Consider the following 24041-nt stretch of genomic DNA (forward strand, 5'->3'; position numbering starts at 1 on the left):
TGCCGGTCCGGATGACCAGGGCTCGGTGGGGCGGGAGCGAGCCGAGGAGTCGGTTCTAGGCGCGCAGGAGTTCGCTCGGGGAAACTCGAGTCGCCACCCACGCAGGAATGAGCGCGCTGACGCATCCCAAGACTGCCGCGGCACCGGGCAGGACGAGCAGGATGGTCGGCAGGATGAACATCGGATAGGACCCCGCGCTGACCGCCGCTGCGACGAGTGTGCCGACCAGGAACCCCACACGCCCACCGAGCGCGCCGACGATGGTGCCCTCCACGACGATCTGACCAGAGACGAAAGACCGGGTGTACCCCAGGGCGAGGTACAAACCCATCTCTCGACGACGTTCAGTCAGCGAAGCGAAGGTCGTGGCGGCAAGCGTGAGGAATGCGGTGGCGCCGGCGATGATCCCGATGAGACCCGTAAGGCTGTTCCCTCTGTTCAGAATCTCGCTTCGTAGTTCTTGTGCACTAGGGGAACTGAGCACGGTGACCGTATCCGGGGCCGCGGGTTCTACGGCGAGTGCGATTCGCTGCTGGAGGCTCTTGGTCACGTTCCCCTCGGTGGACACGGTGATGACCCGATTGTCCGGAAGATAGCCGCCAGCCTTCGCAGAGTCAGGCGGGAACACCACACTGGCCGACATCCATGCCTCGTCGCTGGCGATGATCCCGATGACCGTGAAGTCGCGCCCGTCGATGAGCACGGGGCCAGCTGCCACGTCCGCGTACTCCAGCTCGCGCGCCACCCGAGAGCCGAGGTTCACGATGCTCTCCTCGCCGGAGATGATTCCGTCCGCGCCGAGGCCGCCGGACTTCACCGTCGCGCCGCCCGTTCGCAGCCCGCTGGGTGTTGCCACGCCGATGGCTGACTCGACGCTCCGCTCCGTCCTCGGGTTCGTGATGACAACGGAACCGTTGGTTCGGTCAGGGGGGACGAGCGTGCCTGCGTCGACGATCTGCGGTTGGGAGTCCAGCGCGCTGAGGAGCGTTGATTCCTCGGCCTCCCAGGAAGTCGCAGGGAGGAGCACGGTGATGCGGGAACTCGTGGCCGACTCCAGACGGGCGGTGACGGCCTCAGACGAGCCGACCGCTAACGATGACGGGATGACGACTGCGGCAACGCCTGCGCCGACGGCAACGAGGGAGATGAGGTTTCGTCGCCACCGTCGGGTCACGGATCTCACCGCGAGGCGCACCGTGCCGCTCACGAGGCGACGCTTTCTGCCAGACCATCCCTGACGCGTATCCGTCGCATGCATCGCGCCGCAAGATCTTCGTCATGTGTGACGATGACGACCGCGGTGGTCGGCGACACGGAGGAAAGTAGTGCGTCGACGACTATCGCCCCGTTCGCACTGTCCAGGTTCCCGGTGGGCTCATCACAGAGAAGAAGGCGCGGCTCACGGACGAGCGCTCGAGCTATGGCCACCCGCTGCTGCTCTCCCCCGGAGAGCGTCCTCGGGTAAGCGCCCGTGTGATTGGTGAGTCCGAGCGCTGCGAGATGTTCGCCGACGCGCGCCCGCCAAGCTGCCGCCCCTCCGTCATGGTGGTGCAGCCCGAGCGTCACGTTCTCTTCGACCGTCAAGTGGGGTACGAGGTGAAATGCCTGGAAGATGAACGAGATCTCCGCCCGTCGAGCGTGAGCAACAGCCCGGGGCGTGACCGAGAATGCGTCACGTCCAAGGATGTCGAGTTTGCCCGCGGTGGGGGTCTCCAACATTCCCAACATGCTGAGCAGCGTCGTCTTGCCGGATCCACTGGGCCCCACGATGGCGACGGACGTGTTCGCTTCGATGGTGAACGTCGCAGACTTGACCCCCTGTTCCCCCGGCTCGAACACTCGGCGCGCATTCTCGGCGGTGACGAGAGCGATGGGCTCATCCAAGGAGGATGACCTTCATTCCATCGACGATCCCCTCGCCGGTGACCGCACAGTATCCATCCGCGCAGAGTGTGACCTCGAGAGGGTGGTCACCGCCGTCGCCCGATCCCTGTGAGGGTTCCCGTATGAACGTCGCTCCGTCGGCAGTCTCACGGATCGCGGTCAATGGCACTCGCAATGCGTCCTCGGGCGAGCTTTCGACGATGACCTCGGCGGTTTCTCGGAGGTCTTGTTGCGCCTCAGCGGGGATACCGTCGAGCACGTACCATTGTCGCGAATCGCTCGCATCCGTCTCTTCCTCCTCATCCGAAGCATCAACGATGGGGGTGGTGAGGTCACCGATGGTCGCGGGAATCTCCGCACCGGAGGACGTCGACAGGGTCACGGCAAGACCCGTGAGATCCTGCTCAGCATCGCTGGCTACGGTAACTGCCGTGCCCTGAGAATTCAGGACGCATTTCAGGCTGTCGGCTGTCTGTCCCACCCGTCCGCAGTCGCTTCCGACGATGACGGGTGTCGAAGCAGCGAAGACATACCGAGACAGCGGAAGGCCCGTGTCACGCCAGTTCTCCGCGCGTGCCCCGTCGGCCGTGACGACGGCGAAGTTCCGGCTCTTGTAATGCTCGAACAGAGCCCCAGCAGTGGACGGCCCGAACACACCCGCCTTGTCATTGATGGTGAAGCCCGTTCGACGTAGATATTCCTGGAGCTGGGCGACGTCCCCGCCCTCAGCGCCCTGAGCCAGGCTGCGGTACGCGGGAAGCGCCCCCTGAATCACGATGACCGGTTGTTCGCTCACGCTCAGCAGCACCCCGCCGTCGTCAACCGTCGCCGGTGCGACGCCAGTGACGATCCCGGCACCGAACTGCGCTGCGGGAACCTCCAACGTCGACAGGGGCGTCGTTCGCACTTCCACCGACAATGTCTTCTGCACCGACCCCGTGTCGACGGAGGCGACCACATCGACGGGCGCTTCGTCCGTGGCTTGCGTGGCTTGGAAGTTCCCGACGCCGATGACGACCAGCACTCCTACCGAGGCGACCGCGGTGAGAAGAGCCGTGACCACCGAGGTGACGGCGATAAGAACTGATGCGCGTGCTCGCTGCTTCATGTCACCCATTGATGATGTCGACAGCTCGCTCCTTCACGAGCTTCAGCTCCTCCTGCATTGCCAGGAGCCTACCTTCGTTGGCTTTCAACCAGTCGGCGGACTGGCTCGCAAAGGCGGAAGCGACAGTGTCTCGGAGATCCACCTCGGTCTGACATTCGAAGTCGGCTTCCGCCAGCGCCTGCTCTTCAGAGCGGGGGGCTTCCCCGGGGGCGCGGTAGGTCCCGAAAAGTTCTAGCGCGAGCGCCGGGGTATCGAAGTCGTTGACGTCGTAGCCCTGCGCGTCCATGCACTCCTCGTAGTCGGGCGCGAGCGCGGAGACCTGGGCGTCACGTTCATTACCGGCATCGCCCGCGGTCGACAGATACTCGTTCACGAGACCGGTGAACGCGAGCGCGTCCTCGACCGAGCCGTACAACGCTGTCTGGGCGTCGGCGATGCAACCTTCCTTGGAAGTGGAGAGCTTCATGCCGTTGTCGAGACTGACTTCGATCTGCTCCCCACCATCGGGGCCGAACAGGGCGCTGTAGTACTTTTCTCGGTCGCTGCTGCTCAACGACTTCTCCCACTCGCCGACGACGTCCGTGCCCTCGCTGATGGTCGTGGCGTATCCCGTCCGTCTCGCCTCGTCTGCGGACGCGAACAGGTTCGACAGCCCGTAGGAGAGCGGGGTGGACTGCGCAGCATCCGAGTCGAACGGCATGCTCAACCCGGCCGCACGCACGCATTCTTGAACGCTGAGTGCTTGGGCGATGCTGATCTCCGGCGGGAACGCGGTGAGGGTGGACGCGGCATCGAGTGTCTCCTCGGAGATCTCACCTGCGTCTGCCCCTCCGGCACAACCGGCAAGGAGTAAGACCGAGCCAAGGCCCGCAACCATGAGGTTGCGGACCTGGACCCGAGAGTTGATGCGTGTCATGAAGGTGTGCTCACGCCTTGCGGTAGTGGTCGATCTTGTTGTTGTTGCCGCTGATGCTGCTCACGCTCGCGCCGGCGGGGATGTACGCCAGCGTCTCCTCCTGACCGAACGCGGTGTTGTTCTTCGCGTTGTAGTTCTTGCTGGTCTTGTTCTGCGCGGAGTTGGTGACGTCGTCGGGCACCTCGACGAAATCGCCGTTTCCTCCCTGCCAAGTCGTTCCGCCGTAGCTGTTGGCGTCGTACGAGCACATGTTCCCGGTGTTGCATGTCGCCGCGTGGGCGGGGGCGACTCCGAGGCCGACCATCAGAGCGGCTGCGGCAGCTGCAGTGATGGCGCCGATCTTCTTCTTCATGCTGATTCTCCTTGAATCAGGTGCGATGAGTGGATGAGGCCTCGAGGTCTTTTTAGCTGCGTGCAGGGCAGGCGTCTGTCCGCCGTTCGGGGGACACAGAGACGTGGGAAGACCGAACCGGGCGGACAGGTTGGGCCGTACTCCTCTGAGTATCGGTGGGCTGGATTTGCATTTAGTGCAGTTCAGAGGGATTTTTCGGATAAGGGGAGCGGCCGACGCACCCTTGAAAGAGACTCGGCGCGCCAACTGTACGGCATCCTGAGATACCGGAATGAAAGTCTCAACGCGCTGGTGGTGCAGTTCGCCGCGAACAGTGAACTACACCTCGGCCGAGTTGAAGGCTCTGCGCTTCCGAGACATCAATTACCGGCTCCGCTACGACTACGTCGGCACCGACGGGAAGTTCAGCTTCCGCCGCGCCGGCCGCATGCATCACCTCGGCGTCGGCGCCGCTCACCGCGGCAAACGCGTCATGCTCCTCGCCGACGACACCACACGTCGCCGTCAGCCACCTCGGCACCGGCGAGCTCATCGCGACCAACACCATCCACCCCGACAGGACTACTGGGGCAACAACGAGAAAGAGCCCGGCCGACGGCCGGACTCTTTCTCTGAGTGACGTATCTCGCGACTCATCCGAGACCTATGTCCCGATTCATCACGTCGTGGCGAGTGAGGGATTCGAACCCCCGAATGCAGTGCAGTCTGATTTACAGTCAGTGAAGTAGCGACTCTGTCCGACTCGGCACGACTCGTCGCGACCCGTCTTTCCGGGCGAGTAGGCGCTACACGCCTCCGTCTACACTCGGCTGGAATCGGCTCGACTCGGCTTCATAGGGTGCAGAATAAGGTGCACCGACACGGTTTGCCCATGCACTCTCCAGCAACCCGGCCGCAGCTCGTTTCCGCTCCTCCAGCGCGTGCGCGTAGACCTTGATGAGCGTCTTAATATCGGCGTGCCCCAGGATCTCCGCGACCACCGTGAGGTCGATCCCGGCGGCGATCATCCGCGATGCGGCTGTGTGCCGCGCCGTGTACGGCTTCGCGTGAGGTAGACCCGCCACCTCCAGCAGCCTCGTCCACTGCTGCGCGTCACCGGCGGGAGTGATCGGTCGACCAGGGCGCCGCGCAGACGTGAAGACGAAAGCGTGAACTACGTCCTCCGACTCGTCTTCGTCGCGCCATTCCTCCCACCGTGATGCCCTGCCCATCTCGTGCAGCTGCAAGTCACGATGCTCGCGGAAGATATCGGCGAGGTGCCCGGGCAGCGGCACCTTCCGGTACTCCGGATCCGCCTTGGAATCGGTCTTCGTGTACTTGACCAGCCGCAGCTTCTTGTCGACGGTCTGGATCTGCTGACAGATGAGGATGGAGCCCTCACCGAAATCGAGGTGCGGCCACTCCAGCGCCAGCGCCTCCCCCGGGCGGGGTCCGAGCTCCAGAGCATAGGCAAACCGGGCCTTGGAGCGCGAGTCCTCCAGCGCCGCGAAGATCTGCGCGAGGTCGTGGTCAGAGAATGGGACGACCTTCTTCGAGGACGGCGAGGGTGGCGACACGACGAGCACCGCTGCATTGACTGCCGTGCGCCCGCGCTTCTGCGCGAGCGTGAGTGCGGCTCGGATCACAGAGTGCAACTGGTACACGGTGGACCCGCTCAGACCTTTCTTGTACAGGGCGTCGTACGCCTCTTCCAGATGCTCGGCCGTCAGCTTGGCCAGAGTGATGTCGCCGAGCCACCCGGGGAGGTAGAGATCGATGATCGATTGGTAGCCGGCGTGGGTCTTGATCTTGTGCTTCGGCTCGGTCGCCTTCATCCAATGCTCGATCCAGGCGGACAGCTTCGGGGAACGTCCGATCGCGAGCACGCCGGCGTCGCGCTGGCTCTTGATCTCGCGGAGCTTCTGCGCCACCTCGGTCTTCTTCGCACCGGAGGCGTACTTGCGGCGGCCGTTGATGGTCACGTACCCGCGGTATCCAGCATCGGTCTTGAAGATGCTGCCTTCACCCTTCGCTGCGCGCCCCATGCCTACCTCGTCAGGATCAGATCGAGCCCGTTGTCGGGGTGGTAAGACCACTGCGCCTTGATGCCGTCGAATTCGTCACTCTGGACGCCGTCCATAGCACGCGTGCTATCCATTCGCGCCACAGTCGAGTCGGGCACGCCGAGAGCCACGAGAACGCAGGCCGTATCGGTGAACCTCGCACCAGGGCTATCGTCGCCCTGGGTGTCAATCAAAAGCGTATCTCCGTCATCGCCGACGCGGATGTACGCGCTGCCCTCGAGGTTGCAATCTTCGATTGCCGCCTCGAATGGCGACTTTGCGGAGACAACGTTCAGGATCACGATGATCCCGACGATCAACGCAACCACGATCCCGACGCCAACGACGAGCCACTTCACGGGAGGGCGTCGCCGCGCAGTGGAAGCTTCGTCGACCTCCGCGTGGGAGGCGATGGGCAGTTCTGCTGAGGAAGCAGTCTCGGGGGTGGGTGATTCGGAGGTCATGGTTGCTCCTGTCGGTGGGTACGGATACTGTCGAACAAAGATTCGAATGTAGGGGGAGAGATGGCAATCACAGCGGGGATGATCATGCGAGCGGCCGCCGCACTGAACATGCGGGCATCAGTCGTTCTTGACATGGTTACTCGCGTCATCGAGGAGGGCGCCGGCGCTCACGCCGAGGGCGTCCGCGATCTTGAATAGCGCTGACACCGGAGTGTCTCGCGTTCCCTTCAAGTAGCGGCGCAGCGTAACGACGGGGATGCCGGAAGTCTCCGCAAGGGCGATGTCGGTCATGCGTGCTCGCGCCTGTGCCGCTCGGAGCGCGCCGGCGGCAGCTTCTACGTACTCATCCATGCGGATCACTATATAACCAAAATGGATAATTTGGTAGACCAAATAGGTCATGCTTCAGCGTTGACATGATCCGTTCGGTCGCTTAAGTTATCCATATGGATCACTCAATCGCTCAGGAGCTCGCGGACAAGGTCGCCGCCAGCATCCTTCGAGCCGGCCGGTCGAAGACCTCGGTCGCCGCCGCCGCCGGCATTCCCGGAACGACCTTCAACCGCAAGATCAACGGCCACGTCGAGTTCACGATGGGCGAGCTCGTTCGTATCGCTCGCGTGCTCGAGGTCGCCCCGTCGACCCTCACGCCCTCCGCCTTCCTTGCTCGGGATGCAGCGTGAGCGCCGAAGCCGAGCGGTTGCTCAAGGTTTCAGTTGCCGCGGAGCGTCTCAGCGTCGGCATCGACTGGGTGTACGAGCGGATCAAGCGCGGGGAACTCCCCGTCGTGGAACTCGGCGACACCCGGAAGAACCAGCGCATCCGCGAGTCGGACCTGCAGCGCTTCATCAGCGACCGCACTTACGGCGATTCTGCTGCGCCGTCCGCGGCCTGATTCAAACGGAAGCGCCCCCGCTGGAACGGGGGCGCATCACGACTCGAAAGGAGCACTACTGATGCTCACGAAGATCATACCGGGCGAGGTCAAGCCCGTATCCGCACGCGCCGCTGCTGCGGCGCACCCTCTCCCGGATCTGGGGTTCGGGAAGCCGGCTGGGGCTTCCGGCGCCGCTCGCCGGGGCACGGTGGGGACCGCTGCCCCGGCGATGTCGGAGGTGCAGTGATGTACCTCTGGTTCCTGACTCAGCCGGAGGCGTTCACCCTCCTCGCGATCATCCTCGCGTTCGTGGCCGCGTTCACGGCTACGTCGCTCGTCACGGTCACGAACGGCCGGGCGCGCGTCGCGATCACCCGGACGGTTCTCGCGCTCGTCATCCTCACCGCTGTCGTCGCGGTCTTCGCGACCGGCCTGTGGTTCCGGTGGTGGTGGCTGTGAACACCGACGCCCCCGAGATCGAGGACTTCCCCGACTACTTCACAGACCTGAAACAGCACGTCGAGAAGCACTGGGAGAACGACGACGCGTACCGGTTCGACCGGCTCGCGGGCGCCCTGTTCGAGACGCAGTGCCCGAACTGCCTCCTGAACGTCGGCGCGATGGTCCGCAACACCGACACCCCCTGGCTCGACGTCGTATGCCCCGCATGCGACCACGAGTGGGAGGAGCGGGTCACGTGATCACGCTCCGCTGGGCCGCGGTCCTGTGGGCCGTCATCTGCCTCGTGGGCCTGTTCTTCGCCCCGCACGGGTGGCCCTCCGCCGTCCTCGCTCTCGTCTTCGCCGCGCTCTGCGGCTTCATCCTCTGGACCTTCGGCGACTACGCCCGGTCCGACCCCAACTCTCGAAAGGACCCCGACATGGCCACCAACCTGGACGCCGCCCGGAACCGTCTCGCTGCCGCCCGCTCCGCCGTCATCGAAGCCGAGGAAGCACTCGACGAAGCGATCGCCCGCCGCGACCGCGCCGAGCGCGACCTGTACCGCGCCGAGGAGCAGGAAGGCAACGCAGCATGACGTTCGAAGTCGTGCACGTCCGCCCCGACACTGCGGAGTGGGAGCAGGAGCGTCGAAACAGCATCGGTGCGTCCGAGCTCCCCGCGGCGATGAACCTGTCCCCGTACGCGACGCCGCTGGACGTGTGGAAGCACAAGCAGGGCATCGATCGTCCCTTCGATGAGCTGCTGTCGTTCATCGGCCACGAGTCTGAGCACATCATTGAGAAGTGGGTCCACCAGTTCTCCGGGCTCGACGTGCAGCTGCGCCCGGCGTTCATGGCCCGATCGGTGGAGTACCCGTTCCTGCACGCGTCATTCGACCGCGTGAGTGACGACCCGTTCACGACGTGGCAGTTCAAGACCGCGCACCACTACACGGGTCACAAGTGGGACGACGGGATCCCGACCGACATTCGGGTGCAGGTGCAGGGCGAGATGCTCGTCGCCGACACCCGCCGCGCCGCGGTCGTGGTGTGGATCGGTGGCCGCGAGTTCCGCCTGTTCTGGGAGGACCGCGACGACCGGTTCATCCGCGAGCACTTGATCCCCGCCGCCGAGGACCTGTGGGCGCGCGTCCTGGCGGGCGACCCACCTCCCCCGTCGACGATCGCCGAGGTCAACGCGATCTCCACCGACGACCGACCCGTGGAGCTGTCGGACGTGGCGTTCGAGACGTTCGAGCGTATCCAGCTGCTGAACAGCGACATCACCGCCCAGGAAGCCGAGCGCGACGCCCTCAAGGTCGCGTTCGCCCAGTACGTCGGCTCGGCCGACACCCTCATCCGCGACGGCCGGAAGGTCGGCACGTGGAAGCAGCAGAAAGGCCGGATCGGGTTCGACCGCGAGGGCTTCACCCTCGACCACCCCCGCCTCGCCGCCCAGTACACCCGCACGGGACAGCCCTTCCGCGTCCTCCGTGCCACGAAGCAGAAGGAGCAGAGCAAGTGACCCAGAAGACATTCCAGATGACCGCGAGCGGCATGAAAAAGATGCCCGGATGGTTCTCCTGGCGGCACCGCACCGCCGACGCGCACCTCGCGGCCACCGCCGCATTCCAGGACCGCAGCGGGCGCAGCGCGCGCCAGCGCCGCGCAGCCGAGCGGAGGGCTGCACAGTGACCAAGGACCTGTCCACGGCCGCCGCGGCCGCGAAGACGAACCCGACGATGAAGGACCTCGTCGAGGCGCAGCTCCCCGCGATCGAGCGCCAGCTCGCCGGGGCGATGAATTCCGAGGCGTTCGTCCGCGCGGTGCTGTCGGAGATCGGGAAGTCCCCCGACCTGATGCAGGCCGACCCGAAGACTCTCCTCGGCGGGGTGATGCTCGCCGCACAGCTCCGCCTCGAGATCGGCTCCGGCCTCGGCGAGTTCTACCTCACCCCGAGGAAGGACCGGGGCCGGCAGATCTGCCTCCCCATCATCGGGTACCAGGGGATGATCAAGCTCGCCCTCCGGTCCGAGTTCGTCACCAACGTGCAGGCGTTCCTCGTCCGCAGGGGCGACGACTTCTCCTACGGCGGGAACTCCGAGCGCGGCATGTTCTACGACTGGACGCCGCAGGACTTCGAGGAAACGCGCGACTGGATCGGTGTCGTCGCGACCGCCCGCATGAAGACCGGCGGCACGACGTGGGTGTACCTCACCCGCACGCAGGTCATGGACCGGCGCCCGTCGTACTGGCAGTCGACCCCGTGGAAGACGAACGAGGACGAGATGGTCAAGAAGACCGCCGTCCGCGCGCTGGCGAAGTTCCTCCCGAAGTCGACCGACCTCGGCCGTGCACTGGAAGCCGACGAGGCGAAGGTGCAGACCCTCAAGGGCCTCGACGAGGTCGAGGTCACCCGTCTCGACGACGATCCGGAGACGTTCGTCGTGCAGGAGCAGGACCCCATGCCTCGCACTCCTGAGGAGCAGGCCGAAGATCAGGCGGCAGGACGATGACTCTCGTCGAGATCCCGACCCCGGCGCGCTCTGCTGGTCGCCGCCGGGTGCCGTGGCACCGGATCCAGATCACCGCCGGGTGCTGGCTGTGGACCGGGCCCGTGCACAAGGGGTACGGGAAGTCGAGCGGAACGACCGCGCACCGTCACGTGTGGCTCGCCCTGGGGCGCACGATCGCGCGCGGCCTTGAGCTGGACCACCTGTGCCGTGTGCCGCTGTGCGTGAACCCGGACCACCTGGAACCCGTCACCCGCGCGGAGAACGCCCGCCGCCGATCGCTCGCACAGGTGACGTGCATCAACGGGCACGACTACACGCCCGAGAACACCTACATCAAGCCCGACGGGCACCGCGACTGCCGGACCTGCATCCGTGCACGCGTTGCGAAGTACGCCCGCACCCACCGCATCGGAGCAGCAGCATGACTACCCTCGGATACCGACACCCCGAGGTGCCCTGGAATGGACTCACCGTCACAGACCTGTTCTGCGGCGCCGGTGGATCCTCGTCCGGCCTCGTCGAAGCGGGGTTCAAGGTCGTGATCGCGGCGAATCACTGGGATCTCGCGATCGCATCGCACCAGGTGAACCACCCCGACACCGACCACTCGCAGGCGGACATCTCACAGGTGAATCCCGCGTACTTCCCACGGACGCACGTGCTGTGGGGGTCCCCGGAGTGCACGAACCACTCGATCGCGAAGGGCATCAAGCGCCAGCGCCAGCAGGATCTCGCACTCTTCGAGCTCGACGGCACCGCACCGCTGCCCGACGAGGCCGCGAACCGGTCCCGCGCGACGATGTGGGACATCCCGCGCTTTGCCGAGCACCACCGGTACATGGCGATCATCCTCGAGAACGTCGTCGACGCGTACCGCTGGGATCAGTTCCCGGCGTGGCAGCTCGCGATGGAGAAGCTCGGCTACCGGATGCAGTTCGCGTGGCTGAACAGCATGCACGCGCAGATCGGCGGCCTCCCGGCGCCGCAGTCCCGCGACCGCATGTACATCGTGATGTGGCGCGAAGACCTCGCCTCGAAGAAGAAGGGGCTCACCGGACCGAACGTCGCGAAGTGGACCAGCCCGATGGCGCTCTGCCTCGAACACGGCGAGATCCAGGCCGTGCAGGCGTTCAAGAAGACCGAGCAGTGGGGTCGATACCGCGCGCAGTACCTCTACCGGTGCCCGAAGTGCTGGCAGGTCGTCGAGCCCGGATGGCTCCCGGCCGCGTCGATCATCGACTGGTCGCTCCCGGCACCGCGCATCGGCGACCGGACGAAGCCTCTCGCAGCCAAGACCGTCGAGCGCATCCGCCGAGGCATCGAACGCCACTGGTCACCCATCGTCGCGAAGGCTGCGGGGAACACGTACGACGGCATCACAACCGGGTCGAACTACCTGCGGGTGTCCGAGATCGACGCACCGATGCCGGTGCAGACCGGCAGCGCCGAGCACGGCCTCGCGATCCCACCGCTGCTCATGACGAACAACCACGCGAACCGCGCGCGGACCGTCGAGGAGGAGCTGCCCACGGTGACGACGGCGACGAACCACGCGCTCATCGTGAACCACCTCAGCGGCGCAGACGACTCGCGATCGCGACCGGTCAGCGACCCACTGCCGTCGGTCGTCGCGGGCGGCATGCACGCTTCCCTGCTCGTACCGGTCGAGGGTCGCGACGGGAAGAGCGCGGCATCCGCGGCCGACCCGCTGCGTACTCAGTCGACCCGCAACGAGACCGGGCTGCTGGTGCCCTACTACAGCGGCGGCACGGCCCGCCCTGCGTCGGATCCGCTCGGCACCGTGACGACCGTGGACCGCGAGGGACTCGTGATCCCGCTGCGCAACCACGGCGTCGCGAAGCCGACGTCACACCCAATTGACACGGTCAGCGCGGAGGGCAACCACCACGCGCTCGTCATGCGGAACAACCTCGGCGGCGCCGAGATGTCGACGCCCGTGACCGAGCCGATCCGTACGCTCACGACAGGCGGCCACCAGTCGCTCATCGAGCCGAGCGCGCCGATCAGCCTCGATGTCGAGGACGCCGGATTCCGGATGCTCGAACCGCACGAGATCCAGGCGGGCATGGGCTTCGCTCCCGACTACCTGCTGCTCGGCTCGAAGCGCGACAAGGTGAAGCAGGCCGGGAACGCGGTCACCCCGCCCGCAGCACGTGACCTCGGCCACGCGGTCGCCGAGTTCCTGATCGCGGTTTCGTCATGAGAAACCTGCCGCCGAGCGCGACGCCGGCCACCCAACCGCGGGAGATGCGGAAGCCGTGTGCCCGCCGCTGTTGCTGGACCCCGCTCGGTCACTCGACTGTCCGGGACCACCTGCCCGCCACGCACCCGCTGGCGTGCCACTGCCACCGAGAGGAGGGGAAGCGATGACCGTGACCGTCGCGACGAAGAAGGCCGTGATCGAGCGTGACGGCGGGTTCTGCCTGATGGCGCTACCCGGGTGCCTGGGTGAGGCGCAGACAGCACATCACCGCGCGAACCGCGGGTCCGGTGGCTCCACCGTGCTCGACGATCCCGCGAACCTGTGCGCCGTGTGCGTGCCCTGCAACGGGGCTGCGGAGGATGCCACCTCGCTGCTCCGGATGGACCTGATTGAGCGCGGGCTCCGGGTCGAGAAGGCAGCGACGAACGCGGCCACGCTCGAGCGTTCGAAGGCGACGCCGGTGGAGTACCTCGACGGCGAGCGGTTCTATCTCGTCTCCGCGACCGTGCGGCGACACATCAGCGAAGGGAGGCCGGACTGATGGTCTGGTTCAAGGTCGACGACGCGCTCGCGTTCCACGTGAAGGCGTTCGTCGCTGGGAACGAAGCCCTCGGCCTCTGGGTGCGTGCTGGCTCGTGGTCGATGCAGCAGCTCACTGACGGATTCGTGCCGCTCGGGATCGTCTTGGCGCTCGGCGGTTCGGAGACTAGTGAGCTGCTGGTTGAGGCACAACTCTGGGAAGAGGTCGAGGGCGGATACCAGTTCCACGACTGGGCGGAGTACCAGCCCACACGTGAACAGGTTCAGGCGGATCGCGCGGCGATGGTCGAACGAAAGCGGAGGTCACGCGAGGCGTCACGTAGTCGGTCACGGCAGGAGTCACGCGTGACAGACAGCGTGACCGATGGTGTGAGTCACAGCACCCCGACCCGACCCGACCCGACCCGACCCGACCTCCCCTCTACTGGCGTAGAGGGGACGCGCGATGCCCCCTCCCCCTTCTGCTCGAAACACAGGCCGAACGGTCCCGATGGGAAGGCGTGCCGGGCGTGCGGCGACGCCCGCATGGCGTACACGCTCGCGGGGCCCGTGATGAAGTCCGCACCAATCCCGTTCACCGTCGTCCCTGGGTCTCTGTGCCCGGAAGGCAAGCACAAGCTCCTCGGCGACGGGACGTGCATCCGCTGCGAGTACAGGGCGGAGGTCGCCTGATGGACGGTTACCTGCCCGTGAAGGTGAACGTTCCCCTGGACGTGTACCGGCAGCTGCACGCCGAGGCCACACGCCGCGGTGTCGACGTCGCCGACGTGATCCTGCAGCGCATCACCCCGACCACGCACGGCGGCTACCGGCCGAACTCCGGACGCCGCAGCGGCTACACCACCCGCGCCGGTGAGGAGATCAGCGCCGGCCGCCGCTTCAACCAGTCCTGGGCCGAGATCTCCCGACACCTCGGGATCTCCGAGCACACCGCCCGCACGTGGCTGGCGAAGTACGAGATCGAAGTCAGAGAACAGAACATGCGCGACCGCGCAGAAAGGGCAGCATCATGAATGCTCAGAAGCTCCGCACCAAGGCGAACCGTCTCCGGTACAAGACGCGCGACGGCAGTCTCGCCCACCGAGTCCTGACCATGATCGGCGACCGCCACCGCTGGTATGACTGGGGTCACCGGCTGATGATCCTCGTCGGCGACTACCGCACCGGCAGCTACGACACCCCCCGCGGCCGGGACCTCTGGTACCGCTTCGCAGACGAGAACGAGGCGCACGGCCGCATCATCACCACGCACCACTACGCCGACGTCCGTGCGACCGAAGGTCAGGACGTGTCCTGGCGGATCTTCGACGTGCAGGACGACGGCGGCACCGTCAAGCTCGGCTTCTGGGGCGAGCGCATCGAGCACTACGGCATCAGCCGCCGCGAGCTCGCGTTGTTCCGACGCTGGGACTTCTGGGAATGCCGTGTCCGCGGCGAGTGGTTCGGTCTCCGCCGGTGGCTTTACTTCAAGGGCCTCCACGCCGCGGTGTATCTCAAGAAGCCGTTCGCCTGTAACGAGGTCCCGCCGAGGGGCTCGGGTGGTTACTCGCATTGGCACTGTGAGATCCGCGGGAAGCACGATGTGCACCGCTTCAGGAACTACACGTGGGCGCGGGATGCCAAGCGCGTGCAGTTCGAGGGGGTGCGCTGATGGCTGGCGAGACTGTGATCACCGTGGTTGGGAACCTGACGGCCGACCCCGAGCTGCGCTACACGCAGAACGGCCTCCCTGTCGCGAACTTCACGATCGCGTCGACGCCGCGGAACTTCGACAGGGCGAAGAACGAATACGTCGACGGGGAGCCGCTGTTCCTCCGCGCGAGCGTGTGGCGGGAGTTCGCCGAGCACGTGGCCGGCAGCCTCGCGAAGGGCATGCGCGTCATCGCGCAGGGTCGTCTGCGTCAGCGCTCCTACCAGGACCGCGAGGGCAACCAGCGCACCGCGATTGAGCTGGAGGTCGACGAGATCGGGCCCAGCCTTCGCTATGCCACCGCACAGGTCACCCGTGCAGCACGTCCGGAGGGCGGCCAGGCGGACCGTGGGCGCACGGAAACCGCCACGGACACCGGTTGGACGTCGGCAACGCCCGGAGACGCCCAGACGGACGCCTGGTCACCGGAAGGAGCGTACGGCGATGACACACCGTTCTGAGTCGCAGGAGCGCTGCGATCTATGCGGGCGCTTCATGAAACACGTCTGGTTCCGCGCCGGTGAGCATGACGACGACTGGCAGGACTACTGGACATGCCAGCAGAAATGCGTCGCGGAGTGGCGGCGCCAGGAGCAGGAATGGGAGAACCGGCGAGCGGTCGAGGAGTTCAACCGAACCACACCCGTCGGATCGCCAGTCCGGTATTGGACCGGCGCGCGCACTGGCGAGGGGCGGGTGTCCGTCACCCGCTCTGCCGCGCAGATCCTCTCCGGGCACACGCCCGTCGTCTGGGTCGAGGGGCACTCCGGATGCATCGCCCTCACCCACGTGGACGCCGAGACCGCGATCATCCGCACGCCGAGCACGACAGGAGCCACTCGATGAACACGATCCTCTGTGTGGCCGGATACCCCGGCGTACCTTCGGTGGCCCCGTGCAAGGCCACCGACGTGCACCTCGAGACGTGCACGAACGACGACTGCCGCGGGTGCTTCCCTCGGCAGGCGGAGCGCGGGTTCCTGTGCGGCGCGCACTTCGACCGTGTCGAGCACGCCCTGGCGCGGTGGGACGACTTCTCCCGCCGGGCCCGGCAACTCGGCCTGTCGAAGGCCGTGCAGCGCGACAACGCCGGCGTCCGCACCCGCGTCGACGGGCACGTGAACCTCACCGGCATCGCCCTCGCGTTCGACGAGTGCGACCGGTTCCTCGCCTCGAACCCCGGCACAGCCAACCAGTGGGTGCAGTCCGAGCTCGGCGCCGCGAACGCGATCCAGTTCGCTGCCGCCGCCGAGAGGGCGTACCGGTCCCATGAGGTCGAGGAACGCCCCCACCGCATCCGCCGGGTTCGTTGTCCCGAATGCCAGCAGCAGATGATCTGGAACCCGCCCGCCTGGTTCGAAGGGCACGTGACCATCCGCTGCACGAATGACGAATGCCGCCACGTCCTGAACCAGGACGAATACGAAGAACTGGAGCACGCATCATGAAGATCGACCTCGACGAACTCGAAGCGCTCGCGCTCAAGACGGAAACACCGCCGCCGTGGGAAGCGCGCAGCGAAGGGCCGGGCGAACCATGGAGGGTCTGCCACGACTCCGAGGCCGTGATCTACCTCGGATACGACGTCATCGCAGACCTCTCGGAGAACGACGCCGAGTTCATCGCCGCGGCGAACCCCAGTGCCGTGCTCACCCTCATTGGCAGGCTTCGGGAGGTCGAGGACGTGCTGGCCGGCGCGGATCACACGGCGGCGAAGTACTGGCGACGGATGCGCGAGGCGGAGCAGGCTCTGGCCGTGTTCGAGAAGGCGTCACCCCGAGCGGGGTCTGGGCCCGAGGCAACTCCGCGAGACGATACGGACTCTCTGCGCGGTCTCACAGCGGGGTTGACAACCGACGACGAGCGGGACGTGGATGTGTTGATCGCACAGGGCTTCGAGCCGAGCCCGCACGACTTCCTCGTCGCAGTCAAGGCCGAGCGCGATCGGCAGATCACAAAGGGGTACGACCCCGCGCACGACGCCGCTCACGGTCCGGATCATCTGCTGTTCTGGGCTGGTATCTACGCGCGTCGCGGACGCCCTGTGGCATCGACAGCACTGGTCGAGGCAACCCGCGATCTCCTCCGACGCCGCTTCGAGCCGCAGGGCGAACCGTCCGACGCGCAGGTGCTCGCCGCACTCAACGCGATGTTTCCCTACTCGGCATCGGATGACTTCGAGCGGTGGCAACTCGACACTGTCGAGCGGATGCGTGCCGCTCTGCGTGCTGCATCCGCCGTACAGGGAGAGAACCGATGAACCTACGCATGGGGAACTTGACCGTCGCTCAGTTCATGGAGCGCGTCGGTGGGGCGGCGACGCCCGCCGAGGTCGAGTGGCTCGAACGGTGGCGCACTAACGACGCGAACTTCACAGACCCGGAGCGCTTCCACATCTTTGACGACCCGGCGATCTCCATCGTGATCGGTGCCGGGTGCCTGAACCGGACCGTGGATGTGTGGAAGCGCATCAACGCCCGCCAGACCTTCAACCGCGAAGTAGGACTCTATCCCGCCGCCGTACAGGGAGAGAACCGATGAGCCGCGCGAAGGTCACCGGGGAGACGCCGAAGCACGCCGCAGGGAAGTGCCACTGGACCGAGGGTGGGAGGCTCGCATGCCTCCGCCCTGCCGTCGCGCACTTCCTGATCGGCGCGCCGCCGACCGACTGGTGCACATGGGCTTGCCCGGAGCACGTCGACCAGGCCCGCGAACTGCCGGAGGTGTTCGACGAGCACCCCGCGGACTACTCGTGTCTCGCCGCCGCGGGCGAGCGGGGGCAGTGGATCTACTCGACGCCTGATCGCGTCGGATGGTGCGAACCGGACGACTCCGAGGAGAACCACCTTCTGACCCGTGAGCTCGTAAGCACGGGCGCACCCGCCACCCCGGGAGAGAACCGAGAGGAACAGAACCGATGACTGACCAGGGATGCCCCGAGGGCATGTACCCGCTCGATTCGACCTACGAGGCGAACGACTTCGGCACGTTCGAGCAGCTTCAGAGTGAGGCCGAGGCGGCGTCAAATTCGCTCAACCTGCCGCTGTCGTGGTTCTTCGACGACGGCGAGTACGACGAGGAAGGGCCGAGCTTCACCCTCGTGTCCCTCATGCCGCGAAAGCACGGGAGCACCTGGAGCATGCGCACACGCAGCTTCGACCGTGACACGGTGCAGGCATGGCTCGATACGTGGATGCGCGGTGAGATCGACCGTTGGTTCGGTTGGGGCGAGGCTGAGCAGGGAGAGGCGGTAGACCGATGAGCGATCAGATGAGCGCCGTCGAGCACGCGATCTGGGAGGTTCTGGAGCCTCGCCTCGAAGACGTGATCGACCTTGATCTCAACGACGTTGACGACTCGCGGACGTTCCGCGAACTTGTGCGACAGATCGCATCGGCGGCGTCCGTCGTTACCGAGGAACCGGAATGGGAGTACGGCGTCGAGTCGCGATTCGAGGAGAGCGACGAGGCATATGACGCGGTCGAGTGGATGTCGCGCGAGCAAGCCGAGGAGGTGGCTCGCGACCAGAACGAGGAGGAGGCACACGAGGACGGTTATGTGCGCCTCGTCCATCGGGTCGTGAAGCGCATCCCAGCTGTTCCTCCTGGCCCGTGGCTCCCGGTAGAGCAGGGAGACGAGACGTGAGGTGCGCGTGGTGGCGTGGCGGCCACGCCTGGCAATGGGGTGACCCGTACCAGCTCGTGACCGAATGGATCCGGGTAGCGAAGTGCTCCCGGTGCGGGAAACGGAAAGCGAAGGAGATCATCAGATGACCAACCCCGAGACCGTGTTCATCCTCGACGGCGAACTCGCCCGCGACGAGGGACACCACGACCTCCTCCCCCTCCCCCTCGCGTTCACCACACGGGAAGCCGCCGAAGCGTACGTGACAGCGCAGGGCTCACTGTGGGGCGAGTGGGAGATCCGCCCCGTCCCCATGGCCAGCCCCCTCACCGCACCCACGGAACCTCCCACCTCCAACCCCGACGCACTCCGCAACTGCGGTGTCACCACTCTCCACGCCCCACACACCTGGGGCGACCACCCACCGTTCTACTGCTGCATCACCGAACCCGGAACGGAGGACACCGATGCCTGACCCGAAGGAGTGGATCACCGTGAAGGAGGCCGCGTTCCTCGCCGACCGCGACGTCCGCCAGATCTACCGCTGGATCGACAACGGACTCCTCGCCACCCGCAAGACCACACGCGGCGTCACGCAGGTGCTGTCGAAAGCCGTGCAGCGGATCGAGACGGAGGTGAAGCGGGGCCGACCCAAGGGGTCTGCGTCCAGGCGATAACCCGAGACACGTCCTGATATCGAATAAGCGTGCATTAATTCGTCAAAGCCGTCACGATAGAAACAGCAGGACGAGTCTGTCCACAGCACGAAGCCCCGGCCCCTCAAGCGAGGGACACCGGGGCTTCGCTCATCAGGACTCGGAACTCGCTGCTGCCACCTTCGTCAGCAGGTTCACGAAGGCCGAGCAGGTGACGAGAAGGTACACCGCCATAGCCGCGTCGACTTCCTCGCCCCCGATATTCGCGTGACGCATCCCGCCCGCGTCGCTCGCGTAGCCGTACATCGCGCCCCATGCTTTGACGATTGCCGGATGGACGGGCAGGCCCACCTTCCCCAGCTCCTTCACGCCATCGCCAAGAGTCTTCTTGCCGGTCAGCGCATGGACGGACGCTTCGACCGCAAGGATCGCCTCGCTGGCCACCTTCGCGTACTGGGGGTTGTGGCGATCTGCGAGCAGCGACACCGCGTTCTGCAGATGCCTACGCGCGACATCATCGGCGGCAGCGATCGCGGCTTCTACTTCGTTCGCGCTCTGCTCGTCTTCAACTGGCGCCAGCTCGGACCCGATGTAGCGGTACCCGACCAGGTCCTCCGTGAAGATCAGATTTGCGCGGCGCCGGAACTCGACAGCGGTTCGCTCATTCACCGCATCGTGCAGGATCTTCGCGAAGCCCTCCATTGCCTCCATCGCTTCAACCCAGTCATCACGGAGAATGCGACTTTTCAGTTGGAGCTCGCACGACGGCCAAGAGAATTCATCCACCGCGCGCCCCAGAACCGACCGCCAGACATCGCGCATCACAGTCCAGCCACGCCGATCTGTCAGCTCGCGGAGGTTTTCAGTCACGGGATGGATGAGGTTCCAGAGCCGAACACGGGTCGCCTCGTCGAGATCGTCCGTCTGCATCACCTCACGAATCGGCTTCTTCCCAATCCTCTGACCAAAGCTCGCCATCGAACACCCTCCCTAGGCCGCGAGCCTCCAAAGTACCGCGCCAACAGAGCGCATCCCGCATAGGGCAAGAGGCCCGAGTCGAGGTGATCTACCGTGGCGCGTTCACCGATGAACCCCGAAACGCAGGAACGCGCGAAGGCTCTGTTCGATCAGGGCATGTCCCGCAACGCGATCGCTCGCGAGCTCGACCTTGACCCGGCGACGATCACCCGGTGGGCGAAGCGCGCTGGCGTGGAGTTTGACCGATCGGAGACAGAGGCGGCGACGAAGGCTCACACGATCGACCTCGCGGCTGGTCGGATCCGTCTGGCGGAGAAGATGCTCGCGGCGTCGGAGGACATGCTTGATCGCATCGACGACGAGTACGTGGTGTACAACTTCGGCGGCAAGGACAACACGTTCGAGCAGCGCACTCTGGACTCGGCGCCGGTTGAGGTGCGGCGGAACGTCATCACCACGGCCGGCATCACGTTCGACAAGCTGACTCGCATCGTCGAGCGGTCGGACACGGGCCTCGAGCAGGCGGTGGGTGTTCTCGACACTCTCGCTGAGGGGTTCCGGGCAGCAGCGGACATATACCGAGCTGAGACTCCAGATGAGGCTTGAGGAGATCGAGCGGTCCGCGTCGCGTGCGCAGATCCTGTCCCTCGTCGATGCGATGCGGTTCAAGCTCGCGCTGTGGTTCGGGTCGGTGTCGGCCGGGAAGACCGTGATCAGCCTGTGGGCGTTCCTGCTCGCGATCCGTCTCGCCCCGCGTACCGGGATCATCGTGATTGTCGGGCGCACTATGACGACGGTGTACCAGAACGTGTTCGTCCTGTTCCAGAACACCTCAATCTTCGGCACGCTGATCGCCTCGCAGATCCACTACACGCCCGGCGCGAGCTCGGCACGGATCCTCGGCCGCGAGGTCATGGTCATCGGCGCGCACAACGCCGAGGCGGTCGGCCGCATCCAGGGTTCAACGATCGCGCTCGCGTACGTCGACGAGGCGGCACTGCTGCCCGAGGCGTTCTGGAACATGCTCGTCTCCCGCCTCCGTGTCGAAGGCGCACGTCTCCTCGCGACGATGAACCCGGCGTCGCGGAACCACTGGATCCGGAAGAACTGGATCGTCCCCGGCGCCGCGAAGAACCTCATCTCGTTCCACTTCACGATGAAGGACAACCCGAACCTGCCGGCCGAGTACATCGCCGACATGGAACGGTCGTACTCCGGTGTGTTCTACGACCGGATGATCAAGGGCGAGTGGACGAACGCTGAGGGCGCCGTGTACCCGATGTGGGACCCGGAACGTCACATCATCCCGTTCGAGAAGATGCCGCGCCTGCGTGACGTCATGGGTATCGGGATGGACTACGGCACCACGAACACGACCGCGGCGCTCATGCTCGGCGTCACCGACGAGCAGAAGGTCGACAAGTACGGGCGCACCGTCCCCCACTCCCGCCTCGTGCTCATGGACGAGTGGCGGTACAACCCGAAGGACCACGACAACCTTCGTCTCACGGACGCCGCTCTCTCGCAGCGGTTCCGCGACTGGCTGCCCAGCGACCACACCCCGTACCCGCTCGCGATCCCGCCGCGGTTCCTGATGCTCGACCCGGCTGCCGCGTCGATGCACATGCAGATGCAGCAGGACCTCCGCGGCACCGGACTCTCCCCCTGGCCGGCGGTGAACGATGTGCTCCCCGGGATCAAGACGATCGCGAACCTCCTCGACAACGACCAGATGATCGTCACCGACCGGTGCGAGGGCTGGAACAGCGAAGTCACCGAGTACCGATGGTCAGAGAAGGCGACCAACAACGGCGACGACGAAGTGGTCAAGGAAGACGACCACTCCCTCGACGCGGGCCGCTACATCACCCACTCGACCGAGAACTACTGGCGGACGCAGGTCGCTGCCTGACCCGAAGGGGAACCCATGCCGATCCCCGCCCCGAACACTCCCTGGCTGCCCGCCCCGTGGGACACCGCGTACCGGTCGTTCGCAGAGAACGACGCCTGGTACACCGGCGACACCGCCGCGCTCGCGAAGATGTACCGCCGCGACGCCGCCGCTCAGGCGACACACCAGCATCGGGGTCAGCCGATGCGCGGCGGGCTTGTCGGCGCAGCGACCCGCATGTTCTGGGGCCGCCCCGTCCCCGCCGGAGAGAACCGCGTCCGCCTACATGTGCCTGCCCCGGCGGATCTCGCCGCGCTCGCGTCGGACCTCGTGTTTGCCGAGCCGCCCGAGGTGAAGCTCGAGAAGACGCTCCGGGCTGTCGGGCGGGCGCAGGACCGCCTCGACCTGATCGCGAACGGTGACGAAGCGCACGCGACGTTCAACCAGATGGGTGAGCTGAAGTCCGCGCTCGGTGCTGTCGCGCTCGTCGTCCGCTGGGACACGACCGTCGCTGATCACGTATGGCTGGAACCGTCCGCCGCGGACGTCATCATTCCCACGTTCCGCATGGGGCGGATGGTCGAGTGCACGCTCTGGTCCGAGTATGTGAAGGGGTCGGTGTACTACCGGCACCTTGAGCACCACATGGTCGGTGCGATCGAGCACGCCCTGTACGCCGGGTCGGAGAACAACCTTGGCCGGCGTGTGCCGCTCACCGAGATCGCCGAGACGTCCACGTACGCGGAGCTTGTCGATGACGACTCCCGCATCCTCACGAACATCGACCGGCTCACCGCGATCTACAACCCCAACATCCCGACCGCGGCATGGCGGAAGAAGGGCGTCCTCGCGAACACGGGACGCTCCGACTTCGCCCAGCTGCACTCCCTGTTCGACAGCCTCGACGAGACGTTCTCCTCATGGATGCGGGACCTGCGCCTCGGCGCCGGCAAGATCCTCGTCCCGGAGGCCGCGCTCGACTACACCGGGCTCGGACAGGGCGCATCGTTCGACTCCGGCCGGGAGATCTTCGCCGGGCTGAACATGCCTGGAAGGCCCGGCGAGGTCGCGTTCGACAAGGTGCAGTTCGAGATCCGCACCGAAGCGCACGAGAAGACAGCGTTCGCGATCTACCGTGAGATCCTCCGTAAGGCCGGGTTCTCCCAGTCCGCGTGGGGCGACTACACCGGCGTGACGGGGCAGATGACCGCCACGGAGGTCTCCGACCGCGAGAAAGCGTCCGAGCGCACCAGGGACAAGAAGATCCTGCAGGAGCGCGTCGCGATCGGCAGGGCCGCGTCGGTGGCGTTGGAGATCGACGGGCTCGTGTTCCCCGGCAAGGGCGGCGGCCGGTTCGACCAGCCGACCGTCGTGTTCCCCGACGTGTCCCAGGAAGACCCGGAGAAGCTCGCCCGCACCCTCACCCTCCTCGACACCGCGTCGGCGATCTCGCTCGAGCAGAAGGTCCGCCGCGCGAACCCCGACTGGGAAGATCCCCAGATCGAGGAGGAGGTCGCGAAGATCCAGGCCGAGCGCGCCGTGGTGACGCCGGCCGCGTTCACCGGCGACGACCCCGATCGTGAGGACCCCGAGGTCGACGGAGCTTGAGCGGCGTTAGGCGCCTTTCACGGGAGGCCCAGCACCGGAAGCAACCACGCATGCACGGCGGGGATCGACATCAGCGAGGCACCCAGGGACGCCAGAATCACCGTCAGGTACCACTTGCGGCTGCGTACCTTTACACCGCCCTGACGTCGAAACCGTAGTGCGAGCACAACGCCCGCGAGGAACAGCGCCCCTCCAATGATGAGGATCACTACGTAGATCGGCGACATGGCC

General features: G+C 65.9%; 38 protein-coding genes. 28 read left to right on the forward strand and 10 right to left on the reverse strand.

Going from position 1 to position 24041, the window contains the following annotated elements:
* Positions 1 to 55: 55 nt before the first annotated feature.
* The 5 genes from MRBLWO14_RS04685 to MRBLWO14_RS04705 are packed head-to-tail and all read right to left on the reverse strand — an operon-like array spanning position 56 to position 4260.
* A complete protein-coding gene (locus tag MRBLWO14_RS04685; RefSeq protein WP_341935293.1) occupies positions 56 to 1207 on the reverse strand; it encodes an ABC transporter permease in 1152 nt (383 codons plus the stop codon).
* On the reverse strand, positions 1204 to 1884 hold the full coding sequence (locus MRBLWO14_RS04690) for an ABC transporter ATP-binding protein (protein WP_341935294.1): 681 nt from the start codon (positions 1882 to 1884) through the stop codon (positions 1204 to 1206). The genes MRBLWO14_RS04685 and MRBLWO14_RS04690 overlap by 4 nt, the downstream gene beginning before the upstream one ends.
* Positions 1877 to 3001 carry a hypothetical protein gene (locus tag MRBLWO14_RS04695; protein WP_341935295.1) on the reverse strand — a complete coding sequence of 375 codons (1125 nt, stop codon included), beginning with the start codon at positions 2999 to 3001 and terminating at the stop codon, positions 1877 to 1879. The genes MRBLWO14_RS04690 and MRBLWO14_RS04695 overlap by 8 nt, the downstream gene beginning before the upstream one ends.
* Entirely contained in the window at positions 2994 to 3908 is a 915-nt protein-coding gene (locus MRBLWO14_RS04700) for a hypothetical protein (protein ID WP_341935296.1), read from the reverse strand. Before MRBLWO14_RS04700 ends, MRBLWO14_RS04695 begins: the two co-directional genes overlap by 8 nt.
* A 10-nt stretch (positions 3909 to 3918) precedes the next feature.
* Complete coding sequence (locus MRBLWO14_RS04705) at positions 3919 to 4260, reverse strand: hypothetical protein (RefSeq protein ID WP_341935297.1); 342 nt, start codon at positions 4258 to 4260, stop codon at positions 3919 to 3921.
* A gap of 313 nt (positions 4261 to 4573) precedes the next feature.
* On the opposite strand from MRBLWO14_RS04705, the gene MRBLWO14_RS04710 reads away from it, so the two are divergent.
* Positions 4574 to 4879 carry a hypothetical protein gene (locus MRBLWO14_RS04710; RefSeq protein ID WP_341935298.1) on the forward strand — a complete coding sequence of 102 codons (306 nt, stop codon included), beginning with the start codon at positions 4574 to 4576 and terminating at the stop codon, positions 4877 to 4879.
* 166 nt (positions 4880 to 5045) lie between these two features.
* Here MRBLWO14_RS04710 and MRBLWO14_RS04715 read toward each other — a convergent pair whose 3' ends face one another.
* From MRBLWO14_RS04715 to MRBLWO14_RS04725, 3 genes are all read right to left on the reverse strand, one after another.
* Positions 5046 to 6284, reverse strand: a complete 1239-nt coding sequence (locus MRBLWO14_RS04715) for a site-specific integrase (protein ID WP_341935299.1) — start codon at positions 6282 to 6284, stop codon at positions 5046 to 5048.
* A 2-nt stretch (positions 6285 to 6286) separates the two neighbouring features.
* On the reverse strand, positions 6287 to 6766 hold the full coding sequence (locus MRBLWO14_RS04720) for a hypothetical protein (protein WP_341935300.1): 480 nt from the start codon (positions 6764 to 6766) through the stop codon (positions 6287 to 6289).
* Between the two features lie 117 nt (positions 6767 to 6883).
* The gene (locus tag MRBLWO14_RS04725) at positions 6884 to 7168 is read right to left on the reverse strand and encodes a helix-turn-helix transcriptional regulator (protein ID WP_341935301.1); all 285 of its coding nucleotides are present in this window, start codon (positions 7166 to 7168) and stop codon (positions 6884 to 6886) included.
* Positions 7169 to 7212: 44 nt separating this feature from the next.
* Here MRBLWO14_RS04725 and MRBLWO14_RS04730 point away from each other — a divergent pair, with 44 nt between their 5' ends.
* The 24 genes from MRBLWO14_RS04730 to MRBLWO14_RS04845 all read left to right on the forward strand — a co-directional run bounded on the left by MRBLWO14_RS04730 (position 7213) and on the right by MRBLWO14_RS04845 (position 19354).
* Positions 7213 to 7449 carry a helix-turn-helix transcriptional regulator gene (locus MRBLWO14_RS04730; protein ID WP_341935302.1) on the forward strand — a complete coding sequence of 79 codons (237 nt, stop codon included), beginning with the start codon at positions 7213 to 7215 and terminating at the stop codon, positions 7447 to 7449.
* Positions 7446 to 7661 (forward strand): helix-turn-helix domain-containing protein, encoded by a 216-nt coding sequence (locus MRBLWO14_RS04735; protein WP_341935303.1) that lies wholly within the window; start codon positions 7446 to 7448, stop codon positions 7659 to 7661. Before MRBLWO14_RS04730 ends, MRBLWO14_RS04735 begins: the two co-directional genes overlap by 4 nt.
* A gap of 228 nt (positions 7662 to 7889) precedes the next feature.
* A complete protein-coding gene (locus MRBLWO14_RS04740) occupies positions 7890 to 8102 on the forward strand; it encodes a hypothetical protein (RefSeq protein ID WP_341935304.1) in 213 nt (70 codons plus the stop codon).
* On the forward strand, positions 8099 to 8344 hold the full coding sequence (locus MRBLWO14_RS04745; RefSeq protein ID WP_341935305.1) for a hypothetical protein: 246 nt from the start codon (positions 8099 to 8101) through the stop codon (positions 8342 to 8344). Before MRBLWO14_RS04740 ends, MRBLWO14_RS04745 begins: the two co-directional genes overlap by 4 nt.
* On the forward strand, positions 8341 to 8679 hold the full coding sequence (locus MRBLWO14_RS04750) for a hypothetical protein (RefSeq protein ID WP_341935306.1): 339 nt from the start codon (positions 8341 to 8343) through the stop codon (positions 8677 to 8679). The genes MRBLWO14_RS04745 and MRBLWO14_RS04750 overlap by 4 nt, the downstream gene beginning before the upstream one ends.
* Positions 8676 to 9608 carry a lambda-exonuclease family protein gene (locus MRBLWO14_RS04755; RefSeq protein WP_341935307.1) on the forward strand — a complete coding sequence of 311 codons (933 nt, stop codon included), beginning with the start codon at positions 8676 to 8678 and terminating at the stop codon, positions 9606 to 9608. The genes MRBLWO14_RS04750 and MRBLWO14_RS04755 overlap by 4 nt, the downstream gene beginning before the upstream one ends.
* Complete coding sequence (locus MRBLWO14_RS04760; RefSeq protein ID WP_341935308.1) at positions 9605 to 9778, forward strand: hypothetical protein; 174 nt, start codon at positions 9605 to 9607, stop codon at positions 9776 to 9778. Before MRBLWO14_RS04755 ends, MRBLWO14_RS04760 begins: the two co-directional genes overlap by 4 nt.
* Entirely contained in the window at positions 9775 to 10599 is an 825-nt protein-coding gene (locus MRBLWO14_RS04765) for a recombinase RecT (protein ID WP_341935309.1), read from the forward strand. Before MRBLWO14_RS04760 ends, MRBLWO14_RS04765 begins: the two co-directional genes overlap by 4 nt.
* Positions 10596 to 11024: an HNH endonuclease signature motif containing protein gene (locus MRBLWO14_RS04770; protein WP_341935310.1), complete on the forward strand. Its 429-nt coding sequence runs from the start codon at positions 10596 to 10598 to the stop codon at positions 11022 to 11024. The genes MRBLWO14_RS04765 and MRBLWO14_RS04770 overlap by 4 nt, the downstream gene beginning before the upstream one ends.
* Positions 11021 to 12823 carry a DNA cytosine methyltransferase gene (locus MRBLWO14_RS04775; protein WP_341935311.1) on the forward strand — a complete coding sequence of 601 codons (1803 nt, stop codon included), beginning with the start codon at positions 11021 to 11023 and terminating at the stop codon, positions 12821 to 12823. Before MRBLWO14_RS04770 ends, MRBLWO14_RS04775 begins: the two co-directional genes overlap by 4 nt.
* A 163-nt stretch (positions 12824 to 12986) precedes the next feature.
* The gene (locus MRBLWO14_RS04780) at positions 12987 to 13364 is read left to right on the forward strand and encodes a hypothetical protein (protein ID WP_341935312.1); all 378 of its coding nucleotides are present in this window, start codon (positions 12987 to 12989) and stop codon (positions 13362 to 13364) included.
* Entirely contained in the window at positions 13364 to 14035 is a 672-nt protein-coding gene (locus tag MRBLWO14_RS04785) for a hypothetical protein (RefSeq protein WP_341935313.1), read from the forward strand. The genes MRBLWO14_RS04780 and MRBLWO14_RS04785 overlap by 1 nt, the downstream gene beginning before the upstream one ends.
* Positions 14035 to 14376, forward strand: coding sequence for a hypothetical protein (locus MRBLWO14_RS04790; protein ID WP_341935314.1), 342 nt, complete (start codon positions 14035 to 14037; stop codon positions 14374 to 14376). The genes MRBLWO14_RS04785 and MRBLWO14_RS04790 overlap by 1 nt, the downstream gene beginning before the upstream one ends.
* On the forward strand, positions 14373 to 15014 hold the full coding sequence (locus tag MRBLWO14_RS04795; protein WP_341935315.1) for a hypothetical protein: 642 nt from the start codon (positions 14373 to 14375) through the stop codon (positions 15012 to 15014). The genes MRBLWO14_RS04790 and MRBLWO14_RS04795 overlap by 4 nt, the downstream gene beginning before the upstream one ends.
* Positions 15014 to 15514: a single-stranded DNA-binding protein gene (locus MRBLWO14_RS04800; protein WP_341935316.1), complete on the forward strand. Its 501-nt coding sequence runs from the start codon at positions 15014 to 15016 to the stop codon at positions 15512 to 15514. The genes MRBLWO14_RS04795 and MRBLWO14_RS04800 overlap by 1 nt, the downstream gene beginning before the upstream one ends.
* A gap of 34 nt (positions 15515 to 15548) precedes the next feature.
* The gene (locus MRBLWO14_RS04805) at positions 15549 to 15899 is read left to right on the forward strand and encodes a hypothetical protein (RefSeq protein WP_341935317.1); all 351 of its coding nucleotides are present in this window, start codon (positions 15549 to 15551) and stop codon (positions 15897 to 15899) included.
* The gene (locus MRBLWO14_RS04810; protein WP_341935318.1) at positions 15896 to 16501 is read left to right on the forward strand and encodes a hypothetical protein; all 606 of its coding nucleotides are present in this window, start codon (positions 15896 to 15898) and stop codon (positions 16499 to 16501) included. Before MRBLWO14_RS04805 ends, MRBLWO14_RS04810 begins: the two co-directional genes overlap by 4 nt.
* On the forward strand, positions 16498 to 17313 hold the full coding sequence (locus MRBLWO14_RS04815) for a hypothetical protein (protein WP_341935319.1): 816 nt from the start codon (positions 16498 to 16500) through the stop codon (positions 17311 to 17313). Before MRBLWO14_RS04810 ends, MRBLWO14_RS04815 begins: the two co-directional genes overlap by 4 nt.
* Positions 17310 to 17594: a hypothetical protein gene (locus MRBLWO14_RS04820; protein WP_341935320.1), complete on the forward strand. Its 285-nt coding sequence runs from the start codon at positions 17310 to 17312 to the stop codon at positions 17592 to 17594. The genes MRBLWO14_RS04815 and MRBLWO14_RS04820 overlap by 4 nt, the downstream gene beginning before the upstream one ends.
* The gene (locus MRBLWO14_RS04825) at positions 17591 to 17974 is read left to right on the forward strand and encodes a hypothetical protein (RefSeq protein ID WP_341935321.1); all 384 of its coding nucleotides are present in this window, start codon (positions 17591 to 17593) and stop codon (positions 17972 to 17974) included. The genes MRBLWO14_RS04820 and MRBLWO14_RS04825 overlap by 4 nt, the downstream gene beginning before the upstream one ends.
* Positions 17971 to 18315 (forward strand): hypothetical protein, encoded by a 345-nt coding sequence (locus MRBLWO14_RS04830; RefSeq protein ID WP_341935322.1) that lies wholly within the window; start codon positions 17971 to 17973, stop codon positions 18313 to 18315. The genes MRBLWO14_RS04825 and MRBLWO14_RS04830 overlap by 4 nt, the downstream gene beginning before the upstream one ends.
* Positions 18312 to 18698 (forward strand): hypothetical protein, encoded by a 387-nt coding sequence (locus tag MRBLWO14_RS04835; protein WP_341935323.1) that lies wholly within the window; start codon positions 18312 to 18314, stop codon positions 18696 to 18698. Before MRBLWO14_RS04830 ends, MRBLWO14_RS04835 begins: the two co-directional genes overlap by 4 nt.
* A gap of 124 nt (positions 18699 to 18822) precedes the next feature.
* The gene (locus MRBLWO14_RS04840) at positions 18823 to 19152 is read left to right on the forward strand and encodes a hypothetical protein (RefSeq protein WP_341935324.1); all 330 of its coding nucleotides are present in this window, start codon (positions 18823 to 18825) and stop codon (positions 19150 to 19152) included.
* Positions 19145 to 19354 carry a hypothetical protein gene (locus tag MRBLWO14_RS04845; RefSeq protein WP_341935325.1) on the forward strand — a complete coding sequence of 70 codons (210 nt, stop codon included), beginning with the start codon at positions 19145 to 19147 and terminating at the stop codon, positions 19352 to 19354. The genes MRBLWO14_RS04840 and MRBLWO14_RS04845 overlap by 8 nt, the downstream gene beginning before the upstream one ends.
* Before the next feature lie 132 nt (positions 19355 to 19486).
* On the opposite strand, the gene MRBLWO14_RS04850 is transcribed toward MRBLWO14_RS04845, so the two are convergent.
* Positions 19487 to 20311 (reverse strand): hypothetical protein, encoded by an 825-nt coding sequence (locus MRBLWO14_RS04850; protein ID WP_341935326.1) that lies wholly within the window; start codon positions 20309 to 20311, stop codon positions 19487 to 19489.
* Between the two features lie 108 nt (positions 20312 to 20419).
* On the opposite strand from MRBLWO14_RS04850, the gene MRBLWO14_RS04855 reads away from it, so the two are divergent.
* The 3 genes from MRBLWO14_RS04855 to MRBLWO14_RS04865 are packed head-to-tail and all read left to right on the forward strand — an operon-like array spanning position 20420 to position 23810.
* Complete coding sequence (locus tag MRBLWO14_RS04855; protein WP_341935327.1) at positions 20420 to 20917, forward strand: hypothetical protein; 498 nt, start codon at positions 20420 to 20422, stop codon at positions 20915 to 20917.
* Positions 20907 to 22223 carry a PBSX family phage terminase large subunit gene (locus tag MRBLWO14_RS04860; RefSeq protein WP_341935328.1) on the forward strand — a complete coding sequence of 439 codons (1317 nt, stop codon included), beginning with the start codon at positions 20907 to 20909 and terminating at the stop codon, positions 22221 to 22223. The genes MRBLWO14_RS04855 and MRBLWO14_RS04860 overlap by 11 nt, the downstream gene beginning before the upstream one ends.
* Before the next feature lie 15 nt (positions 22224 to 22238).
* Complete coding sequence (locus MRBLWO14_RS04865) at positions 22239 to 23810, forward strand: hypothetical protein (protein ID WP_341935329.1); 1572 nt, start codon at positions 22239 to 22241, stop codon at positions 23808 to 23810.
* A 17-nt stretch (positions 23811 to 23827) separates the two neighbouring features.
* Here MRBLWO14_RS04865 and MRBLWO14_RS04870 read toward each other — a convergent pair whose 3' ends face one another.
* On the reverse strand, positions 23828 to 24037 hold the full coding sequence (locus tag MRBLWO14_RS04870) for a hypothetical protein (protein WP_341935330.1): 210 nt from the start codon (positions 24035 to 24037) through the stop codon (positions 23828 to 23830).
* Positions 24038 to 24041: the final 4 nt, after the last annotated feature.

The organism is Microbacterium sp. LWO14-1.2 (assembly GCF_038397715.1).
Lineage (GTDB): Bacteria > Actinomycetota > Actinomycetes > Actinomycetales > Microbacteriaceae > Microbacterium.